This window comes from Rhizobium sp. BK538 (genome assembly GCF_014197575.1).
Taxonomy (GTDB): domain Bacteria; phylum Pseudomonadota; class Alphaproteobacteria; order Rhizobiales; family Rhizobiaceae; genus Rhizobium.
Genome location: NZ_JACIFT010000007.1, coordinates 166,499 through 179,372, shown reverse-complemented (window position 1 = coordinate 179,372; position 12,874 = coordinate 166,499). Strand labels below are relative to the sequence as shown.

Sequence of the window (12,874 nt, the reverse complement as noted above, 5' to 3'; positions counted from 1 at the left end):
CCGTGGGGAGGAAGCGTGGATCGCAACTGCGGGTCGATGAACAAGAACCGGATATGAGGCGATGCCGACCAGGGCGAGCGGGCAACATACCGCGAAGCTCTTGTGACCAAGGGTCGGTGGCGTAAATCCGGCGGTCGTGCAGTGAAGGAGTGCGTTCTTACCTGTTGGGAGATCTCGTTTTGCGCCTGAAAGGGCGACGGTGTCGAGCCGGAGCGAGAAGTCAGCAGAGGTCGTAGTAGGGAGCAGGTAGGTGCGAACGAAGGGCTGAACGAGAGAGAGTGAAGTTCCTCCAAGGATGAGCAAGGTCATGCGTCAGATGCCGGGAATGTCCGGGAGATCGGAGGGGCAAGCGGGTGAAGCCCGCCCAGGCTCCGATCTTGACGAAGCCGCGCTCCCGCCGCGGATCGGGAACGACACAGGTGCTGGGCTGCTTGAGGCGGCCCTGCGGCGAGAGAACCTTCTGCAGGCGTGGAAGCAGGTGCGCGCCAACAAGTGCGCGCCAACAAAGGCGCTGCGGGCGCGGACGGACTGGATATCGACCAGACGGCCGCGATGCTACGCCAGTGCTGGCCTGCCATCCGCGACAGGCTGCGGGAGGGGACGTATCGGCCACAGCCGGTGCGTCGCGTGATGATCCCGAAGCCGGGGGGCGGCGAGCGCGAGCTTGGCATCCCCACGGTGCTGGACCGCCTGATCCAACAGGCGCTCCTGCAAGTCCTTCAGCCAATCCTTGATCCGACCTTCAGCCAGCACAGCTACGGCTTCCGTCCGGGAAGGAGTGCGCACGATGCCGTCCTGGAGCTGGATGAATGGATGCGTCACCGTGTGAGCAATCCAGCTCAAACAATGGAGGCGTGGCACGACGATCTTCCGCGAAATGCTGGCAAAGGGGGCAAACCCTCTTGTGGCACAGCGAGTGGCAGCCAATGCCGGTCGCTGGTGGCGCAACAGCGGCAAACTCCTCAACAGCATCCTCACCATCAAATGGGCCGACCAACTCGGAATGCCCAGGCTCGCATAACCTCAATCTCTCGAACCGCCCGGTGCGGATCCGCATGCCGGGTGGTGTGGCAGGGGCGCGATCGAATACGATCGCCCCCTATGCCGATTTGAACAGTGGTCGCGATACGAACGTGTCGCCGACAAGAAAAGGCCGCGTCGTTTCCGAAGCGGCCATAGTTCTCAGCGCTGAAGCGGACGATCAGTCCTTTGCGCGCTCGACGTAGGAATTGTCTTCCGTCGCGATAACAACGCGCGTGCCGGCGTTGATGTGCGGCGGCACCATGGTGCGCACGCCGTTCGACAGCATTGCCGGCTTGTAGGACGACGAAGCCGTCTGGCCCTTAACGACCGGTTCGGTTTCCGTAATTTCGAGAGTTACGTGGCGCGGCAGCTCGAGTGCAAGCGGAACGCCTTCATGGATCGACAGAATGCAGGTCATGCCTTCCTGCAGATAGGCCTTCTGATCGCCCATCGTTTCATTGTCGACGACGACCTGGTCGTAGGTCGCCGGGTTCATGAAGTGGAACCCTTCGCCATCTTCGTAGAGGTATTGGAAGTTCACGTCTTCGACGAAAGCGCGCTCCACCTGTTCGGTCGTACGCCAGCGCTCGGAGACCTTGACGCCATCGACGATACGACGCATGTCGACCTGGGTAACCGGCGTGCCCTTGCCCGGATGAAAGTTCTGGGCAGTCAGAACGACGTAGAGCTTGCCATCTACGTCGAGAACGTTGCCCTTGCGGACGGAAGAGGCGATGACCTTGACCATTAAGACTTCCTTGTAACTCGGCTTTTGGCGTCGTAGAGGACTGTCGATACAGCCCCGGAGACGCGAGTGATTATTCTTTGGGGGCGCAACTAACCTAAAATCCGGCAAATAGCCAGCCCCAGGGTTGGACAGGTCGGTCAGGACAAATGCCAATGAATCCCTCGATCGCCAAAGTGTCGCCGTGGTGGACGCCGAGCATGCATTTGGACCGCCGCCCGTTCCTGATTGGACGAAATGCGATCCAGTCTGCATTGCGCGGCTACTTCCTGAGCGAGGATTTTCTGGAGGTCGACACCGCAACGCTGCAGGTCTCGCCAGGCAACGAGGCGCACCTTCATGCGTTTGCCACTGAAGCATTGACGACCGACGGCCAGACGGCGGCGCCGCTTTACCTGCATACATCGCCTGAGTTTGCCTGCAAGAAACTGCTTTCGGCCGGAGAGCAGCGTATCGCCTGTTTCGCACACGTCTATCGCAATCGCGAGCGTGGACACTTGCATCATCCGGAATTCACGATGCTTGAGTGGTATCGTGTGGGCGAAAGCTATGAGAGCCTGATGATGGACTGCGTTCGCATTTTGGCGCTTGCTGCAGAAACGATGAAGACGGCACGGCTCACCTATAAAGGCAGTGACTGCGATCCGTTCGCAGGGCCGGACCGAACAAGCGTTGCCGCAGCTTTCGAACGCTATGCCGGCATCGATCTCCTGGCTTCCGTTTGCGCCGATGGTGCGACGGATCGGGCGCATCTCGCTGACCAGATGAAGCGGATCGGCATGCGTGTTGCGGACGATGATGGCTGGGCCGATCTGTTCAGCCGCGTCCTTGTCGAGAAGGTCGAGCCTCATTTGGGTTTCGGTCGAGTGACCATTCTTGACGAGTATCCGGTGTCGGAAGCAGCGTTGGCGCGCCCCTCCGCTCGTGATCCCCGTGTTGCCGAACGTTTCGAGGTCTATGCTTGCGGGGTCGAGCTTGCGAACGGCTTTGGCGAGCTTACCAATCCGGCGGAACAGCGCCGTCGCTTCGAGATCGAGATGTCTGAGAAGGCCCGCATCTACGGCGAAAGCTATCCTCTGGATGAGGATTTTCTGGACGCGCTTGCCATCATGCCCGAGGCAAGCGGGATCGCTCTCGGCTTCGATCGGTTGGTGATGCTGGCAACCGGCGCGTCGCGGATCGATCAGGTGATGTGGGCCCCAGTCGCGGAGTACGGCAGATGAACAGTATCGTGCCTATCAAGACCGTCGAGGGTCTGGAAAGCGCTGGGCTGCTGGGTCAGAGAGACCGGGACGCGTTGGCTGATGTAGCCGCACGCTACGCCATTGCATTGACGCCAGCGGTCGCGCGCTTGATTGATCGCACGGACGCTGCAGACCCAATCGCCAGGCAGTTCGTACCAGATGCGGCCGAGCTCAACGTCGTGCCCGAAGAGCGTGCGGATCCGATCGGAGACGAAGCCCATAGTCCCGTGCAGGGGATCGTTCATCGCTATCCCGATCGGGTACTGTTGAAGGCCGTACATGTCTGCCCAGTCTACTGTCGTTTCTGCTTTCGCCGCGAGATGGTTGGCCCGCAAGGCTTGGGCACGCTAGACCCCGAGGCAATGACGGCAGCCTTTGCCTACATTCGAGACCATAAGGAAATCTGGGAGGTGATCCTGACGGGCGGCGATCCGTTGGTGCTGTCTCCGCGACGATTGGAAGAAATTCTTCGCGAACTGGCATCGATCGATCACGTGAAGATCGTGCGGTTCCATACACGCGTTCCCGTGGTGGATCCTTCAAGAGTTGATGCAGCCTTGATTGCAGCCCTGAGAGCGAGTGGCAAAACCGCCTACGTGGCGCTGCATGCCAATCATCCTCGCGAACTGACCGAAGAGGCACGCGCGGCGTGTGCCCGCCTGATCGATGCCGGAATTGTCATGGTCAGCCAATCGGTGCTCCTGCGGGGCGTCAATGATGATCCAGAAGTACTTGCAGGGTTGATGAAGGCCTTCGTCGAGACGCGTGTGAAGCCTTACTATCTGCACCATCCGGACCTCGCTCCCGGCACGAGCCATTTTCGGCTGACGATCGAAGAAGGGCAGAAGATCGTCGCCGCTTTGCGCGGCCGGATCTCCGGTCTCTGCCAACCCACCTACATACTCGACATACCGGGCGGCCATGGCAAGGCCGTCATCGGTGAGCAGTCGATCAGAGAGTCGGGCGAGGGGTGCTATTCTGTTTCGGATTATCGCGGTGCCGAGCACCTGTATCCGCCGGTCGCCTAGTGAAAACGGGGCGGGCGAAGTGTTGTTCTTGAACAATGTGTCGCGAGACCTCTTCATGGCGCGAGAATATAAATCGTAGGCAAGATATTGAAATCCAACGTAAGTTCCACGTCATCCCGTTTCTCCTATAAGAATTTAGTTGAGGTGCTTAGCTCACTTTAACTACGTCATTTAGGAGAATTTTGTCTTTTCCAGACTACGTCTATTCCGAGAACAAGGCAGTTTCGCCACTCGAGATATGATCATCTTGGAGAAGTCATAATGAATACTACGATCCGTGAGCTCCTGGTCAAATTTGGAAAGCTTCCCGTCTCTGTTGACCAAGTTGCCGACGATGCCGACCTTTATGCGGTGGGCCTAACTTCCTTCGCTTCCGTGCAGCTTATGCTCGGCATCGAAGAGGCATTCGATATCGAGTTTCCCGACAATCTCTTGAATCGCAAGTCTTTCGCCAGCATCGCGGCGATCGCGAAGACTGTCGACCAGATCAAAGATAGCCGGAAGGTCGCCTAAATGAACTTTCCGGTCAAAATCGCGGAAGAGGATCTTGCCTCCAGAGTCGCCCGTGTGTCAGCGATTGCGGCAAAGCATGCGGACTCCGTCGATTTTGATGGGAGGTTCCCGCACGAAGCGGTGGAGGCAATGAGGGCCGAGCGACTGCTCGGAATTCAGATCCCACGCCATTGCGGGGGCGAAGGCGCGACGATCGTACAGATAGCCGAGCTGTGCTCGATGCTTGGGCAGGCGTGTTCGGCGGCTGCCATGGTCTTCGCCATGCATCACATCAAGCTCTGCAGTCTTGTCGAGCACGGCGCCGAGAGCGAATGGCATCGGGCCTTCATGCAACGCGTGGCGGCCGAGCAATTGCTGATCGCATCGGCGACGACGGAGGGCGGCATTGGCGGCAATCTCAGGAATAGCATCTGTGCGATCGAGGTGGAGGGTGATAGTTGCCGTCTCGACAAAGACGCGACCGTCATATCCTATGGCTCCTACGCCGATGCGATCATGATTACGTCGCGCGCCCATGCAAATGCGGCTTCCTCCGATCAGGTCCTGACTGTCTTCCTCAAGGAGCAGTACGCTCTGGAAAAGACCCACGCGTGGAACACGCTCGGCATGCGCGGTACCTGTTCGGATGGCTTCCTCTTCAAAGGCGAGGCCCCAGCTCGACAAATTCTACCGAAGCCCTTCGCGGAGATCGCGGCTCAATCCATGCTGGCTTCATCGCACCTGCTTTGGAGCGGCGTGTGGTACGGCATCGCCGTCGATGCCGTGGGGCGGGCGCAGGCGTTCGTGCGCGCTGCGGCGCGCAAGTCACCAGGGGCGCCACCGCCCGGAGCCCTGCGATTGGCCGAGGTCTCCAATCTGCTGCAAATGGTTCGCTCGAACGTCGTCGCCGGCCTGAAGGCCTACGAGGATGCCAAGAGCGACGCAGACAAGCTTTCCTCGATGGGCTTTGCCGTGACGATGAACAACGTGAAGATTGCGTCATCGGAAACGATTCTCGAAATCGTCAATCACGTGATGCTGATTTGCGGGATCATGGGCTACAAGAATGGCACGCCGTTCAGCGTCGGCCGACATCTGCGCGATGCCCACTCCGCACAACTCATGATCTCGAACGACCGCATCCTCGGCAACACGTCGAGCATGCTTCTTGTCCACAAGCAGGACACTAGCTTACTGGGGTGACGACATGGACGTGCAGACAACGTTTCTGGACAGGCTTTTTGAATCGGGCCTCCTGATCGATACGGGCGTTGACGGTCTTTACGGGCGCAGCGGACAATTCGAAGATGTGATCGCCGCCTTCGAACGCCTGATCGACAAGTTCGGCGGCGCCGACGGCGCTGAAGCGATGCGTTTTCCGCCCGGGATGAATCGCGCCTTCTTCGAGAAGAGCGGCTACATGAAGAGCTTCCCGCAGCTTGCCGGCACCGTTCACAGTTTCTGTGGCAGCGAGCTCGACCACGTCAGCCTCCTTCAATGCATGGAAGTGGGTGACGACTGGACGAAGGATCAGCAGGCGACTGACATCGTGTTGACTCCTGCGGCATGCTATCCGCTCTATCCGACAGTTGCTCGCCGCGGCAAACTGCCGATGAGTGGCAGCCTCTTCGATCTGCAATCCTACTGCTTCCGCCATGAGCCTTCGCAGGATCCCGCGCGCCAGCAGCTCTTCCGCATGCGTGAATATATTTGCATGGGTATGGAAGAGCACGTCACGGATTTCCGTCAACGCTGGATGGACCGCGGCGTCGAAATGATGAAGGCGGTCGGCCTCGATGTGGCCATCGATGTCGCGAACGATCCGTTCTTCGGCCGCGCCGGCAAAATGCTGGCTAACAATCAGCGCGATCAGAACCTGAAGTTCGAGCTGCTCATTCCGATCACCTCGGTTGTTAAGCCGACGGCCTGCATGAGCTTCAACTACCATCAGGATGCGTTCGGCACGAAATGGGGCCTTTATCTTGAAGACGGCAGCGTTGCGCATACCGCCTGCGTTGGCTTCGGGCTTGAACGCATCGCGCTCGCGCTGTTCCATCACCACGGGCTCGAGGTCAAGCATTGGCCTTCCAAGGTGCGTCAAGCGCTGTGGGGCTGAACGAAACGATGAGAGCCGTCTTTCCACGGGTGCGCCCGGACGGCTATCAGCCGCATCCGCTGCACTCCAGCGAGCGCATGTGGCCTGAAACCAATTGCTACGTCGACCTTTGGATCGAAGTGCTGAACGCCGTCGGCGCTGCGCCGGAGGCGATGCTTGGCTTCACGCTCACCCAGGATTTCGAGGGCGATCAATTCACCTTCTTCAAGGTGCCCCTCGAGGATCTTGAGGCACTCTACGACATCCGCGTCACCGAACTTGCCATCTTCGACCGCGTCGAACGGCACGTTGAGGTGCAGATTGCACGCGGGCGTCTTTGCCTGATCGAGATGGATTCTTTCTATATGCCCGATACGCAGGGCACTGCCTACCGGACCGAGCATGGCAAGACCACCGTCGCAATCAACAGGCTCGACTTCGCCGGCAAGCGCATCGAGTATTTTCACAACGGTGGTTACTTTCAGCTCGAGGGCGAAGACTTCGATGGGCTGTTCCAGCTCAACCTGAAGCCACAAGATCCGTCGTTCCTTCCATATACGGAGTTTGCAAAGTTTCCCGCCCGTATTCCTGAGGCTGCGCATGTCAGCACCACCGCGCGCAAACTTCTTGAACGTCACTTCGGTCGCCGGCCGGTCTCGAATCCTATTCGGGCCTTCGCCGAAGTGTTTCCGCAGCAGGTGGAAGCGGTCGCAGAGCGGCCGTTTGGCTTCTTTCACAAGTATGCGTTCAACACGCTACGCCAGTTTGGCGCCAATTTCGAACTTGCCGGCGACCATCTCGCCTGGCTCTCTGGCAACGAATTCTCGTCTGCCATCGCTGATGCGCGCCGGATTTCCGAAATTGCAAAGTCGGTGCAGTTCCAGCTCGCCCGGGCTGTGACGCGGAAGAAATATGATCCACTGCGCGCAGCGCTTGATCCGGCAGCCGATGCATGGGATTCCATGATGGCTTCGCTCAAGGAGCGCCTGTGAAGCCGGGAGTCTAAGCATGCGGGGACGGTTGGCGAGTGTCGGCGCGGAGGAAACTCTGCTCGCCGAAGGCTGGAATCTGGTTCTGACGGAGCCGGACGCTTGCGCAACCCCTCATGACATTCCCTTATCCGCACAGTACATCGCCGCCGAAGTGCCGGGAACTGTCGCCGCGGCATTGGAAAAGGCCGGGCGCTTCGATCGCGAGAATCCGGAGCCGCTCGATACCCGCGACGCGTGGTATCTCTGCCGGCTTTTTGACGCGCAGCCCGGCGACGCGATCCTGCGCTTCGAGGGGTTGGCAACGCTGTGTCATGTCTTCCTCAATGGCCAGGAAATCCTGTCGTCGGAAAGCATGTTCACCATGCACGAGATACCGGTGACGCTCTCGGGCGGCGATGAGTTGGCACTTTGCTTCCGAGCCCTTGCGCCAAAGCTGGCCGAATCCGGCCCTCGCGCCCGCTGGCGTCCGCAGATGATCACGCCGCAAGGCTTGAAGAACGTTCGCACGACGTTGCTTGGACGGATGCCGGGTTGGTGTCCTGAAATTCATGCGGTTGGGCCGTGGCGTGCCATCACGCTCGTGCGCCGCGATATCGTTTCGATCGACAATGTCACTGTCCGTGCCGTGCTTGAGGCGGACGGTACCGGGCGGTTGAGCGTTTCGCTTCACACGAATGTCGACAATCCGGATTTGATGCTTCGTTGTGGAGAGATCGAGCAGGCCTTCGAAAAGATTGGAGACAGCCACCACTCGGCGATTCTGAAGCTGAAGGGCGTTGATCTCTGGTGGCCGCACACGCATGGCGCGCCTCAACTTTATGATTACTCGATTGTCATCGACGGCGTCGCGCATCATGCAGGGCGAACAGGTTTTCGGCGGATTGACATTGATCGCGGATCGCACGGAGATGATTTTGCGCTGTTGATCAACGGCGAACGCATCTTCTGCCGTGGTGCTGTCTGGACGACCGCCGATATCGTTCGGCTGCCGGGCGGCCGGTCGGACTACGAGCCGTTCTTGCGCCTGGCCGCAGAGGCGGGCATGAACATGATCCGCATTGGCGGGACGATGGCCTATGAGACACCGGAGTTCTTTCAGCTCTGTGACGAACTCGGCCTGCTTGTCTGGCAGGACTTCATGTTCGCCAATTTCGACTATCCGAAGAACGACAAAGCGCTGACGGCGCATGTCCACGCGGAGGTTGAGGAACTCCTGCACGCCGTCCAGGGATGCCCGTCACTCGCGGTATTGTGCGGCGGCAGCGAAATCTACCAGCAGGCGGCCATGCTTGGATTGCCGCAGGACTATTGGTCGGGTCCGATCACGGAGGAGATTATTCCGGCGATTGCCGGACGCATGCGGCCCGACGTCCCGTATGTGCCAAATTCACCTTCGGGCGGCGCGATGCCGTTTTCTGCGAACGTTGGGGTTACCCATTACTACGGCGTCGGCGCCTATATGCGACCGCTTGACGATGCTCGACGAGCGAATGTTCGCTTCGCGGCCGAGAGCCTGGCTTTCGCTCATGTGCCACAGCAGCCAACGCTGCAACGCCATCTGGATGTTCCGCCGGTCCACAGTCCGCTATGGAAATCGCGTGTCCCCCGCGACCGCGGCGCGTCGTGGGATTTCGAGGACGTAAGGGATTTCTATCTGGCAGAACTCTATCGCGAGGATCCGGCGCGGCTTCGTCGTGAAGATCGCGAGCGGTACCTCGATCTTTCCCGCGTCGTCACGGGCGAAGTTGTGGAAGCAACCTTCGCCGAATGGCGCCGCAATGGGTCGACATGCAACGGCGCATTGGTCTGGACGCTGCAGGATCTGATGCCTGGTGCCGGTTGGGGTGTGATCGATTCAACCGGCGAGCCGAAGCCGGCCTGGTATGCCCTGTGCCGCGCTTTCCGGCCGGTGCAGGTGGTCGTGACCGACGAGGGCACGAATGGCCTCGACGTTCACGTGCTGAATGAGACCGAGCACGCTCTCCAGCTTGATCTCGAGCTGGTTTGTTTGAGGCACGGCAAGCAGCACGTCGTCAGTGGCGGCCGCATTCTGACTTTGGCGCCGAGAAGTCGCGAGACCTTTGCCGCCACCGATCTCTTTGGCGCATTTTTCGACACGACCTACGCCTTCCGCTTCGGCCCACCCTCTCACGACGTCACCGTTGCTCGCTTGCGTCTGCCGGATGGTGGTCTGGTGGTCGCCGACGCCTTCCATTTTCCGTTGGGGCGCTCGAAGGCCTTCCACGATGCCGAAATCCAGGTGGCGGTGACGCGAAAGGACAATGCGTGGGGGCTCGATATCGCAGTCGACAGGTTCGCACAGTCCGTCCACATCGGTATTGATGGCTATCGACCGGACGACGACTGGTTTCATCTTGCCCCCGGCGCCGCCAAACGCGTCCGGTTGCTTCCGCAATCGGGGTCGGCAGATGGAGAAGCGCCGTCCGGTGAGATCACAAGCCTAGGTAGCTCGCGAGCCGTCTCATTTTAAAGCCCAAGCCTGCCATTGCGGGATTGGCAGGCGTTTGAAACGGCTGCTCAGAACGCCTTGAAGGTCAGCGTTGTCAGCGAACGCACGATGCCGGGTATGTTGGCGATGTTATCGTTGATGAACTTGCCAATGTCCTGCCCTTCTTCGATGTAGACCTTGAGCAGAAGATCATAGTCGCCGCTCGTCGAGTAGAGCTCGGAAGCGCGCTCTGTTTGGTAAATGGCGTCGGCGACCTCGTAGGTCTTGCCGGGTGCGCATTGGAGCTGAACGAAAATTGGCTTCATCGACGTTTCCTGCATCATATTCTGGTTCGGCGCATAATGGTCGAAAGCGCCATGTCGGCGCAAGCTGTTCCGTCAGATGGCGGCTTCTCGAACGATCCAGCGGCGAAATGCTTCCAAAGGCGCGTAGTCGGCCCGTTCTGTCGGATAGGCAAGGTAGTAGCGCTCGCTGCTTTCCATTTCGCGATCGACGGCGGCAATCAGGTCGCCGCGCTTCAGCTCGTCGTAGATGAGAAAGGTCGGCAGCAGCGCAACGCCGAGACCCGCCATCGCCGCTTGGGCGGCGGTCGCGAACTGGTCGAAGAGCATGCCGTGCACGGTCTGAAAATTCACGCCATTGTCGGCGAACCAGCGCTCCCAGGCATCCGGCCGCGTCGTCAGATGCAGCAGTGGAACGCCGAGCAAATCTTGCGCCGTGCTGATCGCGTGCCGGCTGCGGAACTCGGGGCTGCAGGCCGGGACGGTCCTCTCCGACATGAGAAATGTCAGCTCCGCGCCAGGCCAATGCGGGTGACCGAAGTGAATGGCCGCGTCTATGGAATCGAGCCGGAAGTCAAAGGGCGACAGTCGGGTGACGAGGTTGATCGTCACCCCTGGATTGGCAGTAAGGAAGCGTCCGAGCCGCGGGGCCAGCCAGCGCGTCCCGAATGTCGGGAGAATGGCCAGATTGAGCGTACCGCCATGCGGATTGGCACGGAGGTTCAGCGATGCACTCGAAATGCGTCGCAGTGCCTCGCGAATCTCGCGCGCATAGGCGTCGCCGGCGAGGGTCAACCGCACGGTCTGACGTTCGCGCAGAAACAGCTCGACGCCGAGCTGCTCTTCCAGTGCCTTGATCTGGCGGCTGACGGCACTTTGTGTGAGGTCGAGTTCACGCGCCGCAGCCGTCACGCTGCCAGTGCGTGAGACAGATTCAAATGCGACCAGCAAGGATGTCGAGGGAAGAAATCTTCGTGACGGCAGCATCCATCATTCCATTTGAGAATAAGCTGTTTCCTAAATGTCGATATTTACGGCATCTGGGGCTTTGTAAAGTAATTCATGTGACGGAATCGGAATGAACTGGAAATGCGATCGATCTGCCGCGCCCACCGTTCCCGAGGTTGTGGCCGGCAGCCTGATCAGTGGTTTCATGAGCAAAGGCACGGCGCTAGAATGTCGCCAGTTTAATGGATGGATTTGATCGATGCTGAACGATCCCCGCTCCCACGGCCTCTGGGAAAAAACCGCTCCGCAGCCGCCTGTGACTTCCGCGCTTACCGGCGCCGTGAGCGCCGACGTCGTTGTCGTGGGCGGAGGCTATACGGGGCTTTCCTCAAGTCTCCATCTGGCCGAGGCGGGCTCAAAGGTCGTGCTTGTGGAAGCTGCGGAGATCGGCTTCGGCGGCGCGGGCCGCAACGTCGGCTTGATCAACGCCGGCATGTGGGTGATGCCTGACGACCTTCCCGGTGTTCTCGGCCCTGTTTACGGCGAGCGTTTGCTCGACCTGTTGGGCAACGCTCCAAGGCTGGTGATGGAGTTGATCGACAAGCACGGCATTGCCTGTGAGCTCGAACGGAACGGCACGCTTCACGTCGCCGTTGGCGCGAGTGGCTTGAAGGAGATTGAGGATCGCGCCCGGCAATGGGCGGCACGCGGGGCGCCGGTGGTGCTGCTTGACGCCGCCGAAACGGTCAAGCGTGTCGGCAGCAGTGCCTATACGGGATCGTTGCTCGACATGCGCGCAGGCACGCTGCAGCCGCTCGCCTACGCCCGCGGCCTTGCACATGCGGCGGTCAAGGCTGGCGTTTCAATCCACACGTCGAGCCCCGTCATCGGGACCGAGCGGAAAGGCAATCGCTGGACCATCAAGACCGCAAAGGGGGAGGTCACGGCCGACTGGATTATCGTGGCGACCGACGCATATAGCACCGGTCCCTGGGAAGCGGTGCGCAACGAGCAGGTGCACCTACCCTATTTCAATCTGGCCACCCGGCCGCTCAGCGACAATCTGCGCGGTTCGATTCTTGCAGGGCGCGAAGGCGTTTGGGATACGAAGGAAATCCTGTCGTCCTACCGCATGGATCAGGCCGGACGTCTTGTCTTCGGCAGCGTTGGTGCTCTGCGCAATACCGGGCTTGGGATCCACACGGCCTGGGCCAAACGGTCTTTGAAGAAGCTCTTTCCGCAGCTTGGGGACGTCGAGTTCGAGTGTGAGTGGTACGGCAAGATCGGGATGACCGCCAATGCGTTGCCGCGGTTCCACAGGTTCGCGCCGAATGTCGTGGGCTTCTCCGGCTATAATGGTCGCGGGATCGCGCCCGGCACGGTGTTCGGCCGCACGCTTGCCCAGCTTATCCTGGGGCAGACGACGGAAGCGGACCTGCCGCTGCCGCTTACCGCGCCGTCCGAACCGAGCTTCCGCGCCGTGAAGGAAATGTGGTACGAAGCCGGCGCCCAACTGGCCCATATCGCCGACGCCCGCTTTTGAGAAACGAGGTTGA

At 59.9% G+C, this 12,874-nt stretch carries 12 protein-coding genes; 9 read left to right on the top strand and 3 right to left on the bottom strand.

The features are described from left to right. Nucleotides 1-552 precede the first annotated feature (552 nt). Nucleotides 553-1,113: a reverse transcriptase domain-containing protein gene (locus FHX09_RS29770; protein ID WP_348649165.1), complete on the top strand. Its 561-nt coding sequence runs from the start codon at nt 553-555 to the stop codon at nt 1,111-1,113. Between the two features lie 88 nt (nt 1,114-1,201). Here FHX09_RS29770 and efp read toward each other — a convergent pair whose 3' ends face one another. Continuing rightward, nucleotides 1,202-1,771 (bottom strand): elongation factor P, encoded by a 570-nt coding sequence (gene efp, locus FHX09_RS10845; protein WP_007794613.1) that lies wholly within the window; start codon nt 1,769-1,771, stop codon nt 1,202-1,204. A gap of 152 nt (nt 1,772-1,923) precedes the next feature. Here efp and epmA point away from each other — a divergent pair, with 152 nt between their 5' ends. The 7 genes from epmA to FHX09_RS10810 all read left to right on the top strand — a co-directional run bounded on the left by epmA (nt 1,924) and on the right by FHX09_RS10810 (nt 10,110). Continuing rightward, nucleotides 1,924-2,991 (top strand): EF-P lysine aminoacylase EpmA, encoded by a 1,068-nt coding sequence (gene epmA, locus FHX09_RS10840; RefSeq protein WP_132588643.1) that lies wholly within the window; start codon nt 1,924-1,926, stop codon nt 2,989-2,991. Further along, nucleotides 2,988-4,040: a lysine-2,3-aminomutase-like protein gene (locus FHX09_RS10835; RefSeq protein ID WP_184449930.1), complete on the top strand. Its 1,053-nt coding sequence runs from the start codon at nt 2,988-2,990 to the stop codon at nt 4,038-4,040. Before epmA ends, FHX09_RS10835 begins: the two co-directional genes overlap by 4 nt. Nucleotides 4,041-4,301: 261 nt before the next feature. Beyond that, on the top strand, nt 4,302-4,553 hold the full coding sequence (locus FHX09_RS10830) for an acyl carrier protein (protein WP_007794604.1): 252 nt from the start codon (nt 4,302-4,304) through the stop codon (nt 4,551-4,553). Next, complete coding sequence (locus tag FHX09_RS10825; protein ID WP_184449928.1) at nt 4,554-5,735, top strand: acyl-CoA dehydrogenase family protein; 1,182 nt, start codon at nt 4,554-4,556, stop codon at nt 5,733-5,735. A 4-nt stretch (nt 5,736-5,739) separates the two neighbouring features. After that, nucleotides 5,740-6,648, top strand: coding sequence for an amino acid--[acyl-carrier-protein] ligase (locus FHX09_RS10820; RefSeq protein WP_184449926.1), 909 nt, complete (start codon nt 5,740-5,742; stop codon nt 6,646-6,648). Between the two features lie 8 nt (nt 6,649-6,656). Continuing rightward, the gene (locus tag FHX09_RS10815; RefSeq protein ID WP_184449924.1) at nt 6,657-7,619 is read left to right on the top strand and encodes a DUF1839 family protein; all 963 of its coding nucleotides are present in this window, start codon (nt 6,657-6,659) and stop codon (nt 7,617-7,619) included. A 16-nt stretch (nt 7,620-7,635) separates the two neighbouring features. Then, nucleotides 7,636-10,110 (top strand): glycoside hydrolase family 2 protein, encoded by a 2,475-nt coding sequence (locus FHX09_RS10810; RefSeq protein WP_132588639.1) that lies wholly within the window; start codon nt 7,636-7,638, stop codon nt 10,108-10,110. Nucleotides 10,111-10,157: 47 nt separating this feature from the next. Here FHX09_RS10810 and FHX09_RS10805 read toward each other — a convergent pair whose 3' ends face one another. Further along, nucleotides 10,158-10,394, bottom strand: coding sequence for an Lrp/AsnC ligand binding domain-containing protein (locus tag FHX09_RS10805; protein ID WP_007794587.1), 237 nt, complete (start codon nt 10,392-10,394; stop codon nt 10,158-10,160). 72 nt (nt 10,395-10,466) lie between these two features. After that, nucleotides 10,467-11,357: a LysR family transcriptional regulator gene (locus FHX09_RS10800; RefSeq protein ID WP_132588638.1), complete on the bottom strand. Its 891-nt coding sequence runs from the start codon at nt 11,355-11,357 to the stop codon at nt 10,467-10,469. Between the two features lie 220 nt (nt 11,358-11,577). Here FHX09_RS10800 and FHX09_RS10795 point away from each other — a divergent pair, with 220 nt between their 5' ends. Further along, on the top strand, nt 11,578-12,861 hold the full coding sequence (locus FHX09_RS10795; RefSeq protein WP_132588637.1) for an FAD-binding oxidoreductase: 1,284 nt from the start codon (nt 11,578-11,580) through the stop codon (nt 12,859-12,861). The last annotated feature ends 13 nt before the right edge of the window (nt 12,862-12,874 follow it).

Coding starts and splice junctions, on each gene's coding strand:
- FHX09_RS29770 (WP_348649165.1), top strand. CDS start 553: ATGCTACGCCAGTGCTGGCCTGCCATCCGCGACAGGCTGCGGGAGGGG.
- efp (WP_007794613.1), bottom strand. CDS start 1,771: ATGGTCAAGGTCATCGCCTCTTCCGTCCGCAAGGGCAACGTTCTCGAC.
- epmA (WP_132588643.1), top strand. CDS start 1,924: ATGAATCCCTCGATCGCCAAAGTGTCGCCGTGGTGGACGCCGAGCATG.
- FHX09_RS10835 (WP_184449930.1), top strand. CDS start 2,988: ATGAACAGTATCGTGCCTATCAAGACCGTCGAGGGTCTGGAAAGCGCT.
- FHX09_RS10830 (WP_007794604.1), top strand. CDS start 4,302: ATGAATACTACGATCCGTGAGCTCCTGGTCAAATTTGGAAAGCTTCCC.
- FHX09_RS10825 (WP_184449928.1), top strand. CDS start 4,554: ATGAACTTTCCGGTCAAAATCGCGGAAGAGGATCTTGCCTCCAGAGTC.
- FHX09_RS10820 (WP_184449926.1), top strand. CDS start 5,740: ATGGACGTGCAGACAACGTTTCTGGACAGGCTTTTTGAATCGGGCCTC.
- FHX09_RS10815 (WP_184449924.1), top strand. CDS start 6,657: ATGAGAGCCGTCTTTCCACGGGTGCGCCCGGACGGCTATCAGCCGCAT.
- FHX09_RS10810 (WP_132588639.1), top strand. CDS start 7,636: ATGCGGGGACGGTTGGCGAGTGTCGGCGCGGAGGAAACTCTGCTCGCC.
- FHX09_RS10805 (WP_007794587.1), bottom strand. CDS start 10,394: ATGAAGCCAATTTTCGTTCAGCTCCAATGCGCACCCGGCAAGACCTAC.
- FHX09_RS10800 (WP_132588638.1), bottom strand. CDS start 11,357: ATGCTGCCGTCACGAAGATTTCTTCCCTCGACATCCTTGCTGGTCGCA.
- FHX09_RS10795 (WP_132588637.1), top strand. CDS start 11,578: ATGCTGAACGATCCCCGCTCCCACGGCCTCTGGGAAAAAACCGCTCCG.